The sequence below is a fragment of the Streptomyces sp. NPDC001137 genome, assembly GCF_040298885.1.
In the GTDB taxonomy this organism is placed as follows: domain Bacteria; phylum Actinomycetota; class Actinomycetes; order Streptomycetales; family Streptomycetaceae; genus Streptomyces.
Window position 1 is genome coordinate 228,095 of sequence record NZ_JBEPBA010000003.1, and the last position, 18,165, is coordinate 246,259.

The following is an 18,165-nucleotide window of genomic DNA, read 5'->3' on the forward strand; positions in this document are numbered from 1 at the left end:
GCGGGGCGTGCCACACCGCCGGCCCGGCCGCCGGTCCTGGATGTGACCTGCGCGAAGAGCGTCGTCGCGGCGGTCAGGACCGTGACGTGGCCTTCCTGTCCTGCCCCTGCTGCCCCGCCGGCGTCTCCTCGGCTGCGACGATGCGCAGCGCCAGCTCCCTGACCGCCTCCAGGACGGCCCGGGACGGCAGCCTGGACAGCGGTCCTCCCTCCGCCCGCAACGCGGTGACCAGCATCGTCGTACTGATCAGCGTGCGGACCGCGAGCGCCTGTCCCGCGTGCCGGGCCTTCGCCGCGCGGGGGCTGCGCGTGCTGCCCTCGGGCAGGTAGTCGTAGCCACGCTGGATGTGACGCTGCTCGAACTCGTCCCGCAGCACCTTCACGCTGCCGTTGGCGGAGGCGACCTGGACCTGGTACAGCCGGGCCTCGTCGGGGTTCTTCTCCACCCACTCCCACACGGCGTCGATGACGCGGACCAGGCCCTCCGCGTCACCCGGCTCGGACTCCGGCCGGGCCGCCTCGACAACCGCGTTCAGCTGGTCGAAGACCCGCCGCATGGCGAGTTCGAGCAGTTCTTCCTTGCCGTCGAAGTGGTAGTAGACGGCCGTGGGGACCACCTCGGCCTCGTCGGCGATGTCCTGAATGCTGGTCTCCGCGAATCCGTTGCGGCCGAACACCCGCACGGCGGCGGTGATGATGTGCTGCCGGCGCGAGGGCCGGTGGGCGGGCTGCTTGCCGTTCTTCGTGGTGGCCATCATGCTCCCTGCCCGCTGCCGTGAGCCCGCGTCCTGGGCCCTGGTACTGACCAGTGTATCCAGTAACTCCAACCACCGGTCCGCATAATTCCTGCTGCACATTGGTCTCTGGGCGACCTGAGTCCCGGCATACTTGACAGCATGACAACATCCGGAACCCGCGCCGCTCACCGTCCCTCGCGCAAGCAGTGGGTGATCGAGGCAGCCACGGAGTTGTTCGCCACGCAGCCGCCGGACGAAGTGACGGTGGCCGACATCGCCACGCGCGCGGAGATGACCTCGGCCGCGGTGTACTACCACTTCTCCTCCAAGGACCAGGTCCTGGCGGAGGCCATGCGGGCGTTCGCCGCGGCACTGCGCGAGCAGGTGCAGGCGGTCACCGAGGCCCACGAGCCCGGCTCGGACACCGGAGCGGCGATCACCACGCTGTTGGCCTGGGTGGGCGAGCACCGGTCCGCCGCGACGGTGTTCTTCGTGTCGTCGGCCGGCATGAGCCAGGACGCGGAGGCGCTGCGCCAGGAGAGCCGTACGGAGTTGCTGGAGCAGCTGGTGCGGCTGATCCGCAAGGCCCGCGCGTCCGTCTCCGACGCCGAGGCGGCGGTGATCGGCGTGGGCCTGCTGGCGCTGCTGGAGACCGCGGCCACCTCGCAGGTCAGGGGCGACGATGTCTACCGGTCGCTGGGCCACCGCTCGTTCGTCCGCGAGGTCGGCGATCTCGCGGAGCGGATCGCCGACCCGGCCCGGTAGACCTCGGTTCACACCAGCAGACGGAGGGGCTTGCTCAGCAGCTCCCCTACTGTGCGCAGATACTCGGCGGCGGGTGCGCCGTCGACGGCACGGTGGTCGAAGGTGAGGCTCAGCGTGAGCACCCGGGTCCGCAGCGGCCGGTCGTCCACCCACTCGACGCCGTCCCTGAGCCTGCCCACGCCGAGGATCCCGACATTGCCGGGATTGATCACGGGGGTGAAGAAGTCGACGCCGTATCCGCCGAGTGAGGTGACGGTGAAGGTCGCCCCCTCCAACTGCTCGAGGGAGATCCGCCCCTCGCGCGCGGTCCGCGCCAGCTCCTTCGACCGGCGGGCGATCTCGTGCAGCGGCAGCGCCGCCGCGTCCTCGATGACGGGGACCATGAGCCCGCCCGGTACGGCCACCGCGAAGCCCAGGTGGATGCCGTCGAGCAGATGGATGCCGTCGTCCCGGACCGTCGCGTTCAGCAGCGGGTGCTCGCGCAGGGCCAGGGCCGCGGCCTTCAGCACGAAGTCGCCCAGGCTGGGCACCGGCAGTTCGCCGTCGGCCCACTCCTGCTTGAGCCGCTCCCGCAGGGAGACCACGGCGTCCATCCGGACCTCGTAGCCGTGCGTCAGCTGTGCCATCTCCTGGAGGCTGGCGTGCATCCGGCGCGCGATGGTGCCGCGCATCCCGGTGAGGGGGAGGACGTCGCCGGGCTGAGGAGCCGCGTTCCGACGAACGGGGGCAGCAGGGGCGGTAGGCGCTGCCTCGAGGTCGGAGCGGCGGATACGGCCGCCCGGACCCGTGCCGTGCACCTCCGACAAGTCGATGCCGCGTTCCTTCGCCAGCTTGCGGACCAGGGGCGAGGAGGGGGTGCCGTCCCGCGGGGCCGGCTCGGCGGGGATGCCGGGGTCGTCGGGAAGCGCCGCGAAGAACTCCTCCACGTCCTCGGAGACGATCCGGCCACCCGGCCCCGTGCCGCGTACGGCGGTGAGCTCGACGCCGACGGCCGCGGCGACCCGCCGGGCGTACGGCGAGGACAGGAGCCGGCCGCCGGTGCCGACGGGGGCGGGTGCCGCACCAGTGCCGCCGAGGGCGGCCGGGACGCCCGCCGCGGTCTCAGCCACCGCGTCCGTGTCCCGGCCGGTCCCAGGCGCGGAGGTCGCCGGTCCACCCGGCGCCTCCGGCGGCTGTTCGCCCTCGGCCAGCAGCCAGCCGATGAGGGTCCCGGCCGGCACGGTGGCGCCGGCCGGGACCACCGGGTGGAAGAGGCCTCCGGCCTCCGCCTCGACGTCCACGTCGACCTTGTCGGTGGCCAGTCTCAGCAGTGAGTCGCCCTCGGCGACGGCCGCGCCGACGGGCACCAGCCATTCGTCGATCGTGCCTTCCTGCATGGTCAGGCCGATCTTCGGCAGCAGAACCTCGACCGCCACGTCGGTCACGACCTTTCGAGCAGGCGCCGGCACCCCTGGGCGATGCGGGCGCGATCGGGCACGTACGCCTTCTCCAGGACCGGCGAGAAGGGCACGGGTGAGAAGGGGGCGCCGATGCGCAGGACCGGCGCGTCGAGGTAGTCGAAGACCTCGTCCTGGATCTGGGCGGCGATCTCCGCGCCGAGCCCGCCGAAGGTGACGGCCTCGTGCACGACGAGCACCCGGTTGGTGCGGCGGACGGAGGCGAACATCGTCTGGGTGTCCAGCGGCTGCACGGTTCGGGGGTCGATCACCTCGACCTCGACGCCCTCGGCGGCGAGTTCGTCGGCCGCCGCGAGAGCCTCCCCCACCATGCGGCCCAGCGCGATCACGGTGACGTCGGAGCCCTGCCGGGCGGTGTGCGCCTGGCCCAGGGGGATGCCGTAGATCTCCTCGGGTACCTCGCCGGTGCTGCCGAGCAGCACCTTGTTGAGCATGACGACGGTGGGGTTGTCGTCCCGGATGGCCGAGACCGTCAGGCCCTTGGCGGTGTAAGCGTCGCAGGGCATCACCACCTTGAGGCCGGGCACGTGCGCGAGCCAGGCCTCCAGGCTCTGGCTGTGCTGGGCCGCCGCGCCGAGGCCCGCTCCGGAGGCGGTCGTGATGGTCAGCGGCACGGACAGCGCGCCGCCGAACATGTACTTCATCTTCGCCGCCTGGTTGACGATCTGGTCGAGGCAGACGCCGATGAAGTCCATGAACATCAGGTCGACGACGGGGCGCAGGCCCCGGGCGGCGGCGCCCACGCCGAGGCCGACGAGGGCTGCTTCGGAGATCGGGGTGTCGATCATGCGGCGGGGCCCGAACTCGTCGAGCAGGTTGTCGAACATGCGGAACACGCCGCCGTATCCGGCCACGTCCTCCCCGGCGACGAAGACGTTCTCGTCCTCGCGCATGGCCTGGGCGAGCCCCTCGTTGAAGGCCTTGACGTAGGTGAGCTTGCGCGTGGCGACGGCCGGCGCCTCGGTGGTGGTGGTCATGGCGGTCATCCCGAGTAGACGTTCAGCAGCAGGTCGGCGGGGTCGGGCAGCGGGCTCGCCTCGGCGTACGCGATGGCTTCGGCGATCTCGTCGCGCGTGCGCTGCCATACGTCGTCGAGTTCCGCGCGGGTGGCGGTGCCGTCGGCGATCGCGCGGGTCTCGATCAGGTCGATGGGGTCGCGGGCCTTCCACTCGGCGACCTCCTCGTCCGAGCGGTAGGGGTGGCGCAGGCCCTTGACACCCTGGTGGTCGAAGTAGCGGTAGGTCTTGGCCTCGATCATCATGGGGCCCGCTCCGGACCGGGCGCGTGCGACGGCGTCGGTCGCGGCGCGGTGGACGGCGACCGCGTCCATGCCGTCGACGATCACGCTGGGCATGCCGTAGGCGGCGGCCCGGTCGGCGACGTCGGTGAGCAGCATGTGGGCGGACTGCGGGGTGAACTCGGCGTAGCCGTTGTTCTCGCAGACGAAGACCACGGGCAGGCCGAGGACGGCGGCCATGTTGGCGCCCTCGTGGAAGGCGCCGATGTTGGTGGAACCGTCGCCGAAGAAGGTCACGGCGACGCTGTCCTCGCCCTTGTACCGGGCGGCGAAGGCGGCACCCACGGCGATCGGGACGCCGGCGCCGACGATGCCGTTGGCGCCGAGCATGCCGCGGGAGAGGTCGTTGATGTGCATGCTGCCGCCGCGGCCGAGGCAGGCGCCGGTGACGCGGCCGTAGAGCTCGGCGTACATCGCGCGGAAGCCGACGCCCTTGGCCACGGCGTGTCCGTGGCCGCGGTGGGTGGAGGTGATCTGGTCGTCGTCGCGCAGGGCCGTCATCACGCCGGCGGCGACGGCTTCCTGGCCGACACACAGATGCAGGAAGCCGGGCAGCTTGCCGGCCTCCATGAGTTTTCCGGCCTCGGTCTCGAACAGCCGGATGCGCACCATGCGTTCGTGCAGATCCCTGATGACCGCGGTACTGACCTGCGGGGATTTCTTCGACGCCGTTGACGCTCGTTGAGCCATCGTCCGCCCCTTCGCCCGAGGGAGGTTGCCAAGCAATCGGAGTTACTTGTGTCGGTCTACAGTAACCGGCATGCAGGCACCTTACTGAACAGCGTCTCTAATTACTACGGCTCGGACCCGGCTCGTCGCGCCGCTCGTCCACCAACTCCACGACGTTGCCCTCCGGATCCGCCCAGAAGCTGATCCGGCGACCACCCGCGCGGACGACGACCGGGTCCGACAGGGGCCGGGCGCCCGCGCCCCGCAGCGCCGCAACGACCGGGTCCATGTCGTCGACATGGAAGGTGAGATACGACAGTCCCGGCCGCCCGGCGGACCAGGGCGCCGCGCCCGACGACACCGGCGCCGACCGGGGCAGGATCAACTTGACGCGCCCTCCGGAGGGCACCCGGAGCCAGGCGACCGTCAGCCCGCCGCCCAGCCCGGCCGGACCCCCGACGGACTCCGGCACCCGCGAGCGGCGCTCGGTACGGCAGCCGATCACATCGCAGTAGAAGCGCTCCATCAGCCCGAGGTCCCGCACCACCACACCCACCTCGAACGGCCGCGTCATGACCACCACACCCACCCCCACGGCACACCGAGCGGCAACTTCGACACTTTCTATTGACAGACCACACTAAGTCCTGTTGCAGTTTCGGACACAGCCCAGCTGTCGCGTTCCGAAGCCGGTCACCGGCTCGCGGCTGGGAGGATTGTGAGGACATCGTGGTCCAGACCAGTTCACCGGAGATTCGGGAAACAGCGACCGGGCGCAGGTCACCGGCCTCCGCCGCCTCCACCCCCGAGTACTCGTCGTGGATCAGCCAGGACCGGTCGACCGACGCCGCGTCCGTGGCTATGCGGCGGGAGGCGGCCGAACTCGTCGAGCGGGTGATGGCGCATTACCGCGCCAACACGACACACGAGGCGGACGGCCAGTGGACGGAACCCGTCGCCAACTACCTCGACGCGGACCGCTGGCAGCGCGAGACGGACGCCGTCCACCGGAGTGTCCCGCTGCCGCTCGCGATGTCGTGCGAGCTGCCCGGCCCGAACACCTACAAGGCGATCGACGTGCTCGGCGTTCCGGTGCTGATCACCCGCGACCGGCAGGGTGCCGTGCACGCGATGATCAACGCCTGCCGGCACCGGGGCGCCCGGCTCCTGGAAGCCGGGTGCGGGGTGTCCAAGCGGCTCACCTGCCCGTACCACTCCTGGTCGTACGACCTGGCCGGGGAGCTGCGGGGCGTGTACGCGGAGAAGACCTTCGGCGAGGTCCCCCGTGAGGGACGCGGCCTGGTGCGGCTCCCGGCCGGGGAGCGCGCGGGGATCGTCTTCGTCTCGCTGGACCCGGCGGCCGAGCCCGACCTGGACGAGTGGCTGGGCGATCTGCAGCCGCTGCTGGAGGGCCTTCGCCTGGCGAAGTGCCACCACTACGCCACCAGCGAGCTGACGAGCCCCAACTGGAAGGTCACCCTCGACGGGTATCTGGAGACGTACCACTTCGCCTCGCTGCACCCGAAGACGGTCTTCGAGACGAACCTCTCGAACATGATGGCCCACGACACCTGGGGCCCTCACCAGCGCATCGCACCCGCCCTGCGGCCCATCGCGCAGGCGAGCGAGCTGCCGCCGGACAGGCGTGACCCCGGGGACTGTGTCGGGCCCATCTACTGGCTCTTCCCGGGACTCGCGATCGCCGGCGGCTGGCGCCAGAAGATCGCCGTCTCCCTGGTGCTCCCCCAGACGGCGACCGAGTCGGTGACCCAGCAGATCATCCTGCTGCGGGAACCGGCTGTCACCGAGGAGGAACGCCGGGCCGCCGACCGGTTCGGCGCCTGGTTCCACGAGGTGGTCCGCGACGAGGACTACGCGACGACGTACGGAGTCCAGCAGGGGCTGAAGGCCCTGGCCGCAGCGGGAACCGACTTCGTCTTCGGGCGCAACGAGCCCGGCCTCCAGCACTTCCACCGCACCGTTCACCAGCACCTGGACGAAGCCGCCAGGTGACCGACCCACAACAAGCGCAGGAGAACTCCATGGTGGCTACGGGCAGCCTCGACGGACGTGTCGCGGTGATCACGGGCAGCACGCGCAGCATCGGCCGCGCGATCGCCGAGGCCTTCCTGGCCGACGGCGCCACGGTCGTCGTCAGCGGCCGCAGCGAGATCAAGGGCAAGCAGGCGCTGGAGGAGCTGGACGCCGGGGACCGGGCCGTCTTCCACCCCTGTGACGCAAGCAGCCAGGAGGACATCGAGGGCCTTGCCGACTTCGCCGCCGAGCGGTTCGGGCGGCTCGACATCTGGGTCAACAACGCGGGCGGCACCCAGGGCTTCGCCCCCGTGCACGAGCTCAGCGACGAGGCATGGAACCACGCCCTGGCCTTCAACCTCAACGCCTACTTCTACGGCACCCGCCGGGCACTGCCGAAGATGCTCGCGGGTGGCTGGGGCCGGATCATCAACATCTCCTCGGTGGAGGGCAAGCAGGCCAACAAGCCGGCGATCAGCCACTACATCACCAACAAGCACGCCATCCACGGACTGACGAAGGCGACCGCCTTCGAGTACGGCACCCAGGGCGTCACCTGCAACGCCATCTGTCCCGGTGCCGTCGACACCGACCTCATGCGTGCCGCGGGGCCGGCCGCCGCCGAGGCCGAGGGCATCAGCTACGAGGAATGGCTCAGCCGCTTCGCCGAGCACGCCGCGACGAAGAAGATCACCACGGTGGAGCAGATCGCGGCCGTCGCCTCGCTGCTCGCGAGCGAGGCAGGGGCGGGTATCACCGGCGCGCTGATCAGCGTCGACGGCGGAACGGCGCAGTGGTAGGGGCGGGCACGAAGGGCGGGAGACCTCGGTCATGAAGAGCTGGATCACGGACTGGCAGCGCAGTGAGCGGCTGCCGCACTACACCCGGGCCAACGCGGGCGAGACCCTGCCGGACCCGGCCAGCCCGCTGGGCTGGACCCTGGTCTGGGGGCGCGGTCTGCAGGGCTGGCGGCGCGGCTTCGTCGGGTTCGGCATCTACCGCGAGGAGGAGGTGGCCGGCCCCCGGCCACCGTTCGTCGGCATGTTCGGCGGCCACTTCTACCTCAACCTGTCCCACATGCGGCTGTTCGGCATCCGGATGGGCCAGACGGCGGACCAGATCGACGCGGCCTTCGTCGGCCAGCGCTCCGACACGCCGGTGTACGTGGCGCACCCGGACGACCAGGACGAGGAGCTGACCGCCAAGGCGGGCGCGACACTTCAGCGGATGCTCGGCCAGACCGGTTTCCCGGAGGCCGACGCCGACCGGGAAAGGCTGCGTGCCCTGCGCCGCTCGCGCCCCGACCCGACACGGCTGTCCGACGCCGAACTGGTGGCCCACGCACGGTCGTTGCTGGACGAGGTGGAGACGACCTTCCAGCGTCACGTCGAGTCGTCGCTGCCCGCCTCGGTCGGACCGGCGATCCTCGGCCCGCTGTGCGCGAGCGTGGACCGCCCCGGCGCCCTGCTGGATCTGATCGGCGGTCTCGGCGACGTCGACTCCGCGTCCCCCTCGACCGGACTGTGGACGCTGTCCCGTCAGGTGGCGGCCTCGGGCGAGCTGAGCGCGCTGTTCGACCGGGGTCCGGCCGCCGTGGAGCAGGCGCTCGGCACCGCGACCGGGGATGTGAAGGCGTTCCGTGACTCCTTCGAGGAGTTCCTGGCGGAGTCCGGCGACCGCGGCCCCAACGAGTGGGACATCCACGCCCTGTCCTGGGAGGCGGCGCCCGTGCAGGCGCTGGCCCTGGTCGACCGGATCCGGCACAGCCCCGACGACGCCTCCCCCGCCGCCCGCCACAAGCGGCTGACCGAGGGGCGCGAGCGGACGGCGCGGGAGATCCGGGCCGCGCTGCCCGAGGAGACGCAGCCCATGTTCGACGCGGGCATGCACGCCTCCCAGGTGTGGATCCCGGCCCGCGAACGCACCAAGGCCAACTGCGTCACCGTCGTCAACGAGATCCGCATGACCGTACGGGAACTCGGTCGCCGTGGCGTCGAGGCGGGGCTGTTCGCCCGGCCCGAGGACGTGATGATGCTGCTGGACACCGAACTCGACGACTATGTCGCCGGCCCGGAGTCCTTCGGTCCCGTGATCGCCCAGCGGCTCGAGGAGTACGCCGGTCTGTACGACCTCGAGCCGCCGTTCTTCGTCGCCGACGACGCCGGGACCGAGGTCGACACCTGGCCGCGGCGCGCCGAGGAACGCACCCCGGCGGCCGTCGAGGGCGATGTCCTCGGCGGCGTGGGCGGCAGCCACGGCACCTACACCGGCAGGGTGCGGGTGGTCACCGACCCGGCCTCGTGCGAGGCGCTGGAGCCCGGTGAGGTGCTGGTCGCGCCGATCACGGACGCGGCCTGGACCCCGCTGTTCCTGGTCGCCGGAGCGGCCGTCGTGGATGTGGGCGCCCTCAACAGCCACGCCGTGGTGGTCTGCCGTGAACTGGGCATCCCGGCCGTGATCTCCGTCGAGAACGGGACGCGGCGCCTGCGGGACGGCATGGTGATCACGGTGGACGGCGACCGGGGCACCGTCACCGTGGACGATGTCCCCGGGCCGCTCGGCGGCTGAGAACCCCGCGGGCCCGTCGCCTCCCTCGCAGGGGAGCGACGGGCCCGCGGCCATGAGCGTGAAGGGAAACCCGTGGCTGAGGAAATCATCGTCGCCGGCTGGATGGACTACGAACCCGCCGACCGCACCGCCGTGCTGAAGGCCCTTGTCGAGCTGGGCCGGCGGACCCGCGAGGCGGAACCCGGTTGTCTGGACTACGCCATGACCCCCGACCCCGGCGACGAGGGGCGCATCCGGGTGTTCGAGCACTGGACCTCCCGGCAGGCCCTCGACGAGCACTTCTCCACCCCGCACATCAAGGACTTTCGCGCGGCCGTGGCGGGGGTGACCCGGGTCGGGGTCTCCCTGACGGCGCACACGGTCGCCGAGTCACAACCCATGCGTTGAAACGGCGCCCCCTCTCCGGGGGGCGCCGTTTCAGGCGTTCCATCCGTCAGTCGGCCAGCCGCACGAGCATCTTGCCGACGTTGCCGCCGCCCAGCAGGGACAGCAGCGCCCCCGGGGCGTTCTCCAGGCCGTCCACGACCGTCTCGCGCGCGGTGATGCTGCCTTCGGCGAGCCAGCCCGCGACCCGCTGCTCGAACTCCGGGCGCAGGTCGTCGTGGTCGCGGACGATGAACCCGGACAGCGTCAGCCGCTTGAGGACCGCCTGGACCAGATGGTTGATGTCCACGGTCCGCCGCTCGCCGCCGAACTGCGACATCATGCCGCACAGGGCGACCCTGCCTCCGGTCCGCAGGGCGTGCAGGGCGGCGGCGAGCTGCTCGCCGCCGACGTTGTCGAAGTACACGTCGATGCCCTCGGGTGCCATCCGGGCCAGCGCGTCGCGCACCGGCTCGGCACGGTAGTCCGCGGCGTCGTCGTAGCCGAACTCCTGGACCAGCAAGGCGCACTTGCCGGGTCCGCCGGCGGTCCCGATGACGCGGCCCGCGCCCAGCAGCCGTGCGAACTGGCCGGCCGCGGTGCCGACGGCGCCGGCCGCCGCCGACACGAAGACGGTGTCGCCGGGGCGCAGCTCCGCGATCCGGGTCAGGCCCACGTAGGCGGTGAATCCTGTCTGGCCGAGCAGCCCCAACCAGGTGGGCAGCGGGGCGAGTCGCGGGTCGATACGCGCCGCACCGTCGGTGTCCGCCCCGTTGACCACGACCCGCTCCCGCCAGCCCAGTTGGTGACGTACGAAGGCACCGGGCGGAACGGCAGGACAGCGGCTCTCCTCCACGACGCCGAGGGCCCGCCCGTCCAGCGGTGAACCGGGGGTGAAGTTGTGCGTGTAGTGCTTCTCGGTGGTCTCCAGCCGTCCGCGCATGGACGGGTCGACGCTCATGTAGAGGTTGCGGACGAGGACCTGTCCCTCGCCGAGAGACGGCAGGGGGCGTTCCTCGACGGCGAAGTCGCCGACGACCGGTTCCTTCGCGGGCCGGCGTCTGAGGCAGACCACCCGGGTGGTGCGCGGGGACACGGCGTCACCCCTCCTGCGGGGGCGACGTGCGCCGCTGGGCGAGCCGGCCGACCCACCCGGCCATCTGGAGGTCGGCGTGGCGCAGTTCGCCCGACTGCCACCGGGCCCGGAAGTCGAAGACACCCCGCGCCCCGGTCCTGGGATCGGTCACCTCGACCAGTCCGTCCTCGGTGAGCCGGTACACATGCCCGGTCAGCGGGTGGATCACTTGCTTGGACATGGGGGCCTCACTCCTGCACTCGGCGGCGCACGCCGCGCTTGGTCACGGTCACCGGGCCCTCGACCCGGAGCCGGCAGGCGAGCCGGGTCAAGCCGTCCACCGGCCTGCGCAGGGCCTCGATGCCCTCGCGTTCCAGCGGGCCCACCGGGGAACAGTTCTCGGCGCCCTCCTCCACCTGGACGAAGCAGGTGCGGCAGGTGCCCTTGCCGCCGCAGACGGTGGGCCAGCGGTAGCCGAGACGCCGGGCGGCGGTGAACAGGTCCTCGCCGTCGAGTACGTCGAGTTCGGCGCCCAGGGGTCCGACGGTCACCCGGTAGGTCACTTGTCCATCCACTGGTCGAGCGTCCGGTTGAAGTGGCGGATGCGGCTCTCCTGGTAGTTGGCGAGCGTGATGCCCGGCTTGCGCATCGCCTTCAGGCCCTGCTGGACGTAGGGCAGGTTCTCGCAGTCCTGGTCGAAGACGGGTCCCAGCACGCCGAGTTCGGGAATGTCGGCGAAGAGCATGTCCTCCGGGACCCAGCGGATCTTCGCCGGGGGCGGTATCTCGCCGGACCGCTTCGGGGAGGACATGAAGATGATCTCGGCGGTACAGGAGTCGGGATCCAGGCCGTTGGGGCGGAACCGGTAGATGATGTTGGACTTGGCGCCACCCCAGGGGTTGAAGTTGGGGAACAGCAAGTAGTTGATGGCGTCCAGCAGTTCGGTGTCCGGGGTCTGCGAGAAGTCCTGCGCCGAGGTCTCCGCCAGCTGCGCCCGCATCCGCTCCGCGAGGACCTGGCGGGCGGTGCCGCCGGGCGGGATCGCCGGCAGTTCGTCGCCTTCCTGCCGTACCAGGTCACGGCCCTGGGCGGCGGCGTAGAAGGCGCGCGAGTCGTAGAAGGTCTCCAGGACGTCCTCCTCCGTGACGGAGTCCGCCACATGGGGGCTGGGCGCGCCCTGGATGTTGATCATCCGGTTCCAGTTCGGCTGGTCCGCCATCACGTCGTACTGCGAGTTGGCGTCGGCGAGCCACGGCAGCATCTGCGGGTGGGTGGCGATCACATGGAAGGACTCGATGAACGCGTCCTGGGCGACCTTCCAGTTGCAGGGCAGCACCTTGGCGATGTGCAGGGACTTGTAGCGGGTCTCCAGCGGCCAGATGTAGTACTCGTCGAAAGTGCCGCGGTAGCTGTCGAAGGACTCCGCGTACGGGTCCATGTTGATGAAGACGAAGCCGCGCCAGGTGGCCACCTGGGCCTCGGGGAGGGCGAACTTCTCCGGGGTGACGTGCGGGAAGTCCCAGGCGCAGGGTGGGGTCTGCATCGTGCCGTCGAGGTTCCAGGCGAAGCCGTGGAACGAGCAGCGGAACTCGCTCACATTGCCGCCGCCGGTGCGCAGTTTGCGTCCGCGGTGCAGGCATACGTTGACGAAGGCGCGGATCTCGTCGGGGGCCGTACGCACGACGATGAGCGAGTCGTCGCCGATCTCGTAGACCTCGTGGTCGCCGACCTCGGGAATCTCGCTCTCCAGACAGGCGAACTGCCACACGCGCCGCCAGACCTGCCGCATCTCGCGTTCGGCCCACTCACGGGAGGTGAAGCGGGCGGTGTCGATGTCCTCGCTGCCGAGGGGGTCGTTCCGCTCGAACCTCAGGGCGGGCGGGACCGGGCGGCTGTCCTGGTCGAGGTAGTCCTGGACGCTGGGCCCGGGGCACCGCGCGGTACCCAGCTCCGACGTTTCGTCCATCATCTCTCCTCCGGCAGAAACTTTAGAGTGAGTGTAGTTACCGGTTGCAGTACGGAGCAACACTTTCGACCACCGATGAACCCCACGTCTCCCGAGGTCAGCACTGAATGCGCCACGGAGCCCTGAAATTTCTCGGCGCCTCCCCTCCCCAAGGCCGCTCCGGCGTGTCACACTCCGACCCACTTGAGACTGTAGTGCCTCATAAGTTTCTACGATCCGGGACGGTCTTGGGCCAGCCCGGTGCCAGCGCCGCGGGGATCCCTCCCAGGCGGCCCGCGCCGTACCCCACGCCGGCGATCGACGCACCCCTCATACCTGTTGCGTGCCGTTCCGCCCCGCGCCGCGGGTCGCGGCAGCCCAGGCGCCACACCACGGGAGTTCTCAACGATGAGTTCCACACCCGGACGCGCGGTCCGCCGCGCCCTCACCGCGATCGTCCCCGCCACCGCCCTGCTCACCCTGACGGCGTGCGGGAGCGGCACCACACCGGCCACCAGTTCCTCGCAGGCGGCGGCAGCCGGCTCCCCCGGACTGACGGCGGCCCGCACGGCTCTCAAGACGTACGCGCAGCGCCCGACCGCGATCTCCGTCACCCAGCCCGTCGGCAAGGCCATCCCCAAGGGCAAGAAGATCGACTTCATCCTCTGCGGCGTCCAGTCCTGCAAGGACCTCGCCGACTTCTTCACCGAAGCAGCGGGACAACTCGGCTGGAAGGTGAAGCAGGTCGCCACGCAGGGCACGCCGGAATCCGTCCAGGCGGCCTACGAGCAGGCCGTGCGCGACAGGCCCGACGCCGTGGTCGCCTCCGGTTTCCCGCGCGCGGTCTACAGCAAGCAGCTGGCGCAGCTGAAGGCGGCCGGCATCCCCGTCATCCAGTCGAACGCCGACGACGTGGCGGGCGACGGCATCTCCCTGCTGAAGAACGGGCCCAAGGACGTCGGTGTCCAGGGCCGGATGCTCGCCGCGTGGGTGGTCTCGAACAGCGGCGCCAAGGCGGACACCGTCTACTTCGACCTGCCGGCCTACACGATCCTCAAGCCCGTCAAGGACTCCTTCGCGGCCAACTACCAGCAGTGGTGCACCGGTTGCGCGCTGGACAACGTCGACGTGCCGATCACCGCCGTGGGCAAGGACATGCCGGACCGCGTCGTGTCGTATCTGCGCTCCCACCCGAAGGTGACCCATGTCGTCTTCTCCCTGGGGCTGCTCAACGTGGGCGTGCCCGCCGCGCTGAAGACCGCCGGCATCACCGGCAAGCACATCGTCGTCAACGTCGGTGACGCGCAGAACTACCAGTACATCCAGAGCGGTCTCACCGACGGCGCGATGGCCCTCAACTCCCACGAGACCGCCTGGCTCCAGGTCGACGCGCTGGCCCGGCACTTCACCGGCCAGTCCATGGCCGTGGACCAGAAGGCCGCACTGCCCAACATGCTCGTCACCAAGGACAACCTGCCCTCCGCCGACGGCGATTTCCCGATCGTCGAGAGCTACCAGCAGCAGTTCAAGGCGCTCTGGGGCCTGAGTTGACCGGGCCGGTCCTGCGGGTGGCCTCGCTGTCGAAGCGATTCGGCGGCACCCAGGCACTGACCGACGTGGACCTCGAGGTCGCGCCCGGCGAGATCCACGCCCTCATCGGACCCAACGGCTCCGGCAAGTCCACCCTCATCAAGATCCTCGCCGGCTACCACCACGCGGAGCCGGGAGCGGTGGCGGAACTCGACGGCGAACCCTTCGACCTCGGCAACGCCACCACCTCCCGCCACGACCGGCTCCGCTTCGTCCACCAGGAGCTGGGCCTGGTGGGCGAGTTGAGCGCCATCGACAACCTCGCCCTCAGTCACGGCTTCGCCCGCACGGCCCTGGGTAACATCGACTGGCCCGAGATGTCGAGGCGGACGACCGCCCTCGTCGAACGGTTCGGAGTCGACATCGACGTACACCGTCCCCTGACGAAGGCGACCCCCGTCCAGCGCACGGTGGTGGCCATCGCCGCCGCGCTCCAGGGCTGGGAGGGCGGCCGCGGTGTCCTGGTGCTCGACGAGCCCACCGCCGTGCTTCCGCCCGGCGAGGTGGCCCGTCTCTTCGACATCGTGCGGGAGGTCCGCGACGGCGGCGCCGGCGTCCTGTACGTCTCGCACCGCATGGACGAGATCTTCGCGCTCGCCGACCGCGTCACCGTCATGCGCGGCGGACGCCGTATCGCCACCCGCCCGGTCGCCGAACTCACCCCACGCACACTGGCGGAACTGATGGCGGGCGAGGAGACGCACACCGCGACCGACACGGACCACCGCCCGGCACCCTCCACCGATTCCGCCCCTTCCGTACTGCAGGTACGCGGCCTACGGGCCGGGCCACTACGAGGAGTCGACCTCGACCTGGCGCGCGGCGAGCGCCTGGGCATCACCGGTCTGGTCGGCTCCGGTCACGAGGTAGTGCCGTACGTGGTGTGCGGGGCCCATTCCGGACCGGTGAGCGGCCGGCTGCGGCTGCCGGAACGCTCCGAGCAATGGACCCAGGTTCGCGAGGCCGACACCCTGGGCCTGCCCATGGTCCCGGCGGACCGGGCGGTCGAGGGAGTCATCGGCGACTTCTCCGTCGGCGAGAACCTCACGCTGCCACTCCTGCGGCGACTGCGCGCCCGGGTCGGGCGGCTGCACCGGCGCCGCGAGTCCGCGCTGGTGGAGGACTGGATCCGTCGGGTCGGGGTGCGCACGGCCGGCCCCGGCGCCCGGATCACCACCCTGAGCGGCGGCAACCAGCAGAAGGTCGTCATGGCCCGCTGTCTGGCTCAGCACCCGCCCGTGCTGGCGCTGTGCGAACCCACGGCGGGCGTGGACATCGCCACCCGCCTCCAGCTGTACGACCTGATAGAGCGACAGGCCGCGGAGGGCATGGGCGTCATCGTGTGCTCCTCCGACACCCAGGACCTGCTCGCGCTGTGTACCCGCGTCCTGGTGCTGCGGGACGGCCGGATCGCACGGGAGCTCAATGGGCGGGACATCACCGAGCGCGCGCTCGTGCACGCGATGGAAGGAACCGAGTGAGATGACATCGACCCCGACCCGGGCGGTGCAACCACCGCCGTCCGCAGCGCAGAGGTCCGCGCCGTTCCTCCGGGGAGCGCCGGTCCGACGGGCGGCGGCCGCCCTGTCGTTCCGGAACATCGGCGCCGTATACGTATGGCTCGCCATCGTCGTGATCTTCTCGGTCTGGGCGCCGGACACGTTCCCGACCACCATCACGGTCAAGCAGGTACTCAACGGCAACGCCGTGGCCGGTCTGGTGGCACTCAGCGTCGTACCGCCCCTGGCCGCACGTGTCTTCGACCTCTCGGTCGCCTACACCATGTCACTCACCAGCGTGCTGACCGCCCGCTTCCTGGTCTCCGCCGGCCTGGGTCCGGGCGTGGCGGTCGCCCTGGCGATGACCGCCGCGCTGCTGGTGGGAGTCGTCAACGGCATCGTGGTCGTGGTCCTGCGCGTCGACTCGTTCATCGCCACCCTGGCCACCGGCGCGCTGATCCAGTCACTGATCACCATGGTCACCAACGACAGCTCCATCACCGGTGTGCAGTTGCTCGCCAAGCCGTTCGCGAACATCGCCCAGCTCGACGCGGGCGGCATCACCCTGCCGGTGCTGTATCTGCTGCTCGCCGCGCTGACCATCTGGTTCCTGCTGGAACACACCGCCACCGGACGCCGGTTGTACGCCACCGGCTTCAACGCCGACGCCGCCCGGTTGCAGGGCGTGCGCACCGATCGGCTGCGCTTCCTGACCCTGGTGGCCTCCGGGCTGCTGTCCGGTTTCGCCGGCGTCGTCTTCGCGTCCTCGGTCGGTTCCGGATCGCCGACCGCGGGCACGCCGTACCTGCTGTCGGCCTACGCCGCCGCCTTTGTCGGGGCGACCCAGTTGCGTGCGGGCCGCTTCAACGCCTGGGGCACCGTGCTGGCGGTGCTCCTGCTCGGGACCGGAATCACGGGGCTCGGGCTCGCCACCAGCGCGCAGTGGGCCGCGAGCCTGTTCACCGGTTCCGTCCTCATCGTGGCACTGGTCCTGACGGGTGGCCGGCTCACCCTGCCCGCCGTTCTGCGCCGCCGCAGGGGAGGCCACTCGCGTGTCGGCTCCGAGGCTCCCGCGGAGGGCGAGGCCCTGCCCACCATCGACAAGGAGACCGCCAGATGAAGGCTGTGCAGTACCGGAAGGTCGGACAGGTCCCCGAGGTCGTCGAGGTTCCCGCGCCCCAACCGGGGCCGGGCCAGGTGCTGTTGAAGGTGACCGCGGCGGGGCTGTGCCACTCCGACCTGGCGGTCATGGGATGGCCCGAGGAGCAGTTCCCCTACCCGCTGCCGATGACGCTCGGCCATGAGGGTGTCGGCACCGTCGCGGCCGTGGGCAGCGGAGTCGGCGCGGTGGCGGAGGGCGACGAGGTGGCGGTGTACGGCCCCTGGGGCTGCGGTCAGTGCCCCAAGTGCGCGGTGGGCAAGGAGAACTGCTGCCCGCACGCCGCCGGACTCGGCATCCTGCCGCCGGGACTCGGCTCCCCCGGCGCGCTCGCCGAGTACATGCTGGTGGACTCGCCCCGCCATCTCGTGCCCCTGAACGGACTGGACCCGGTGCAGGCCGCCCCGCTCACCGATGCGGGGCTGACGCCCTATCACGCCATCGGCAAGTCACTGCCCAAGCTGGTCCCGGGCAGCACGGCGGTGGTCATCGGAGTCGGCGGCCTGGGGCACCTGGCCGTGCAGTTGCTCCGCGCTCTGACACCGGCCACGGTGGTCGCCCTCGACGTGAGCAAAGAGAAGCTCGAACTCGCCCAAGCCGTGGGCGCGCACGAGACGCTGCTCTCCGACGGCGCGGCAGCCGCACGGGTGCGGGAACTCACCGGCGGGATCGGAGCGGAGGTGGTCCTGGACTTCGTGGGCGCCGAGGCGACGCTCGCCGTGGCTGCGGCCGCGGTGGCCGTGGAGGGCGATGTGACGATCGTCGGCCTCGGCGGAGGCACCCTGGCGGTCGGCTTCGGCGGCGGGCTGCCGTTCGAGGTCTCCGCCTCGTTCCCCTACTGGGGCAGCCGCCGGGAGCTCATCGAGGTGGTCGAGCTGGCCCGGCGGGGTCTGGTGTCCTCGCACGTCGAGACCTTCACGCTCGACGAGGCGCCCGCGGCCTACGAGCGTCTGCACGCCGGTGACATCAAGGGCCGCGCGGTGGTGCTGCCGCACGCGTGAGCGGCCC

Annotated in this window: 18 protein-coding genes; 9 read left to right on the forward strand and 9 right to left on the reverse strand. The window is 70.9% G+C overall.

From position 1 onward, the window contains the following. Positions 1–73 precede the first annotated feature (73 nt). Positions 74–757: a TetR/AcrR family transcriptional regulator gene (locus tag ABT254_RS07005; RefSeq protein ID WP_351464677.1), complete on the reverse strand. Its 684-nt coding sequence runs from the start codon at positions 755–757 to the stop codon at positions 74–76. A gap of 138 nt (positions 758–895) precedes the next feature. Between ABT254_RS07005 and ABT254_RS07010 the strand changes: the two genes are divergently transcribed. Continuing rightward, entirely contained in the window at positions 896–1,501 is a 606-nt protein-coding gene (locus ABT254_RS07010; RefSeq protein ID WP_351464680.1) for a TetR/AcrR family transcriptional regulator, read from the forward strand. Between the two features lie 8 nt (positions 1,502–1,509). On the opposite strand, the gene ABT254_RS07015 is transcribed toward ABT254_RS07010, so the two are convergent. The 4 genes from ABT254_RS07015 to ABT254_RS07030 all read right to left on the reverse strand — a co-directional run bounded on the left by ABT254_RS07015 (position 1,510) and on the right by ABT254_RS07030 (position 5,498). Next, positions 1,510–2,925, reverse strand: a complete 1,416-nt coding sequence (locus ABT254_RS07015; protein ID WP_351464683.1) for a dihydrolipoamide acetyltransferase family protein — start codon at positions 2,923–2,925, stop codon at positions 1,510–1,512. Beyond that, on the reverse strand, positions 2,922–3,935 hold the full coding sequence (locus ABT254_RS07020; protein WP_351464685.1) for an alpha-ketoacid dehydrogenase subunit beta: 1,014 nt from the start codon (positions 3,933–3,935) through the stop codon (positions 2,922–2,924). Before ABT254_RS07020 ends, ABT254_RS07015 begins: the two co-directional genes overlap by 4 nt. A gap of 5 nt (positions 3,936–3,940) precedes the next feature. Next, positions 3,941–4,945 (reverse strand): thiamine pyrophosphate-dependent dehydrogenase E1 component subunit alpha, encoded by a 1,005-nt coding sequence (locus tag ABT254_RS07025; RefSeq protein ID WP_351464688.1) that lies wholly within the window; start codon positions 4,943–4,945, stop codon positions 3,941–3,943. Positions 4,946–5,042: 97 nt separating this feature from the next. Next, positions 5,043–5,498 (reverse strand): VOC family protein, encoded by a 456-nt coding sequence (locus ABT254_RS07030; RefSeq protein ID WP_351464691.1) that lies wholly within the window; start codon positions 5,496–5,498, stop codon positions 5,043–5,045. Between the two features lie 155 nt (positions 5,499–5,653). Here ABT254_RS07030 and ABT254_RS07035 point away from each other — a divergent pair, with 155 nt between their 5' ends. From ABT254_RS07035 to ABT254_RS07050, 4 genes are all read left to right on the forward strand, one after another. After that, positions 5,654–6,937, forward strand: coding sequence for an aromatic ring-hydroxylating oxygenase subunit alpha (locus tag ABT254_RS07035; RefSeq protein ID WP_351464694.1), 1,284 nt, complete (start codon positions 5,654–5,656; stop codon positions 6,935–6,937). A 29-nt stretch (positions 6,938–6,966) separates the two neighbouring features. Further along, positions 6,967–7,758: an SDR family NAD(P)-dependent oxidoreductase gene (locus ABT254_RS07040; protein ID WP_351464697.1), complete on the forward strand. Its 792-nt coding sequence runs from the start codon at positions 6,967–6,969 to the stop codon at positions 7,756–7,758. Positions 7,759–7,789: 31 nt separating this feature from the next. Further along, complete coding sequence (locus ABT254_RS07045) at positions 7,790–9,526, forward strand: PEP-utilizing enzyme (protein ID WP_351464700.1); 1,737 nt, start codon at positions 7,790–7,792, stop codon at positions 9,524–9,526. A gap of 72 nt (positions 9,527–9,598) precedes the next feature. Then, the gene (locus tag ABT254_RS07050) at positions 9,599–9,913 is read left to right on the forward strand and encodes a putative quinol monooxygenase (protein ID WP_351464703.1); all 315 of its coding nucleotides are present in this window, start codon (positions 9,599–9,601) and stop codon (positions 9,911–9,913) included. Positions 9,914–9,959: 46 nt separating this feature from the next. Here the strand turns inward: ABT254_RS07050 and ABT254_RS07055 are convergent, their stop codons facing one another. From ABT254_RS07055 to ABT254_RS07070, 4 genes are read right to left on the reverse strand one after another with little or no spacing between them, the layout of a single operon-like run. Continuing rightward, positions 9,960–10,985, reverse strand: coding sequence for an NADP-dependent oxidoreductase (locus ABT254_RS07055; RefSeq protein ID WP_351464706.1), 1,026 nt, complete (start codon positions 10,983–10,985; stop codon positions 9,960–9,962). A 4-nt stretch (positions 10,986–10,989) separates the two neighbouring features. Next, a complete protein-coding gene (locus ABT254_RS07060) occupies positions 10,990–11,205 on the reverse strand; it encodes a transposase (RefSeq protein ID WP_351464708.1) in 216 nt (71 codons plus the stop codon). Positions 11,206–11,212: 7 nt separating this feature from the next. Continuing rightward, on the reverse strand, positions 11,213–11,539 hold the full coding sequence (locus ABT254_RS07065; protein WP_351464711.1) for a 2Fe-2S iron-sulfur cluster-binding protein: 327 nt from the start codon (positions 11,537–11,539) through the stop codon (positions 11,213–11,215). Then, positions 11,524–12,930, reverse strand: a complete 1,407-nt coding sequence (locus ABT254_RS07070) for an aromatic ring-hydroxylating oxygenase subunit alpha (RefSeq protein ID WP_351464712.1) — start codon at positions 12,928–12,930, stop codon at positions 11,524–11,526. The genes ABT254_RS07065 and ABT254_RS07070 overlap by 16 nt, the downstream gene beginning before the upstream one ends. A gap of 387 nt (positions 12,931–13,317) precedes the next feature. On the opposite strand from ABT254_RS07070, the gene ABT254_RS07075 reads away from it, so the two are divergent. From ABT254_RS07075 to ABT254_RS07090, 4 genes are read left to right on the forward strand one after another with little or no spacing between them, the layout of a single operon-like run. Beyond that, positions 13,318–14,460 carry a sugar ABC transporter substrate-binding protein gene (locus ABT254_RS07075; RefSeq protein WP_351464715.1) on the forward strand — a complete coding sequence of 381 codons (1,143 nt, stop codon included), beginning with the start codon at positions 13,318–13,320 and terminating at the stop codon, positions 14,458–14,460. Beyond that, positions 14,457–15,980: a sugar ABC transporter ATP-binding protein gene (locus ABT254_RS07080; RefSeq protein WP_351464718.1), complete on the forward strand. Its 1,524-nt coding sequence runs from the start codon at positions 14,457–14,459 to the stop codon at positions 15,978–15,980. The genes ABT254_RS07075 and ABT254_RS07080 overlap by 4 nt, the downstream gene beginning before the upstream one ends. Before the next feature lies 1 nt (position 15,981). Further along, positions 15,982–17,118: an ABC transporter permease gene (locus tag ABT254_RS07085; protein ID WP_351464720.1), complete on the forward strand. Its 1,137-nt coding sequence runs from the start codon at positions 15,982–15,984 to the stop codon at positions 17,116–17,118. Continuing rightward, positions 17,115–18,158 carry an NAD(P)-dependent alcohol dehydrogenase gene (locus ABT254_RS07090; protein WP_351464723.1) on the forward strand — a complete coding sequence of 348 codons (1,044 nt, stop codon included), beginning with the start codon at positions 17,115–17,117 and terminating at the stop codon, positions 18,156–18,158. Before ABT254_RS07085 ends, ABT254_RS07090 begins: the two co-directional genes overlap by 4 nt. The last annotated feature ends 7 nt before the right edge of the window (positions 18,159–18,165 follow it).

Bases quoted from the DNA above. Each gene is read 5' to 3' on its own strand.
- ABT254_RS07005 (WP_351464677.1), bottom strand. From the start codon at position 757: ATGATGGCCACCACGAAGAACGGCAAGCAGCCCGCCCACCGGCCCTCG.
- ABT254_RS07010 (WP_351464680.1), top strand. From the start codon at position 896: ATGACAACATCCGGAACCCGCGCCGCTCACCGTCCCTCGCGCAAGCAG.
- ABT254_RS07020 (WP_351464685.1), bottom strand. From the start codon at position 3,935: ATGACCACCACCACCGAGGCGCCGGCCGTCGCCACGCGCAAGCTCACC.
- ABT254_RS07025 (WP_351464688.1), bottom strand. From the start codon at position 4,945: ATGGCTCAACGAGCGTCAACGGCGTCGAAGAAATCCCCGCAGGTCAGT.
- ABT254_RS07030 (WP_351464691.1), bottom strand. From the start codon at position 5,498: ATGACGCGGCCGTTCGAGGTGGGTGTGGTGGTGCGGGACCTCGGGCTG.
- ABT254_RS07040 (WP_351464697.1), top strand. From the start codon at position 6,967: ATGGTGGCTACGGGCAGCCTCGACGGACGTGTCGCGGTGATCACGGGC.
- ABT254_RS07045 (WP_351464700.1), top strand. From the start codon at position 7,790: ATGAAGAGCTGGATCACGGACTGGCAGCGCAGTGAGCGGCTGCCGCAC.
- ABT254_RS07060 (WP_351464708.1), bottom strand. From the start codon at position 11,205: ATGTCCAAGCAAGTGATCCACCCGCTGACCGGGCATGTGTACCGGCTC.
- ABT254_RS07070 (WP_351464712.1), bottom strand. From the start codon at position 12,930: ATGGACGAAACGTCGGAGCTGGGTACCGCGCGGTGCCCCGGGCCCAGC.
- ABT254_RS07075 (WP_351464715.1), top strand. From the start codon at position 13,318: ATGAGTTCCACACCCGGACGCGCGGTCCGCCGCGCCCTCACCGCGATC.
- ABT254_RS07085 (WP_351464720.1), top strand. From the start codon at position 15,982: ATGACATCGACCCCGACCCGGGCGGTGCAACCACCGCCGTCCGCAGCG.
- ABT254_RS07090 (WP_351464723.1), top strand. From the start codon at position 17,115: ATGAAGGCTGTGCAGTACCGGAAGGTCGGACAGGTCCCCGAGGTCGTC.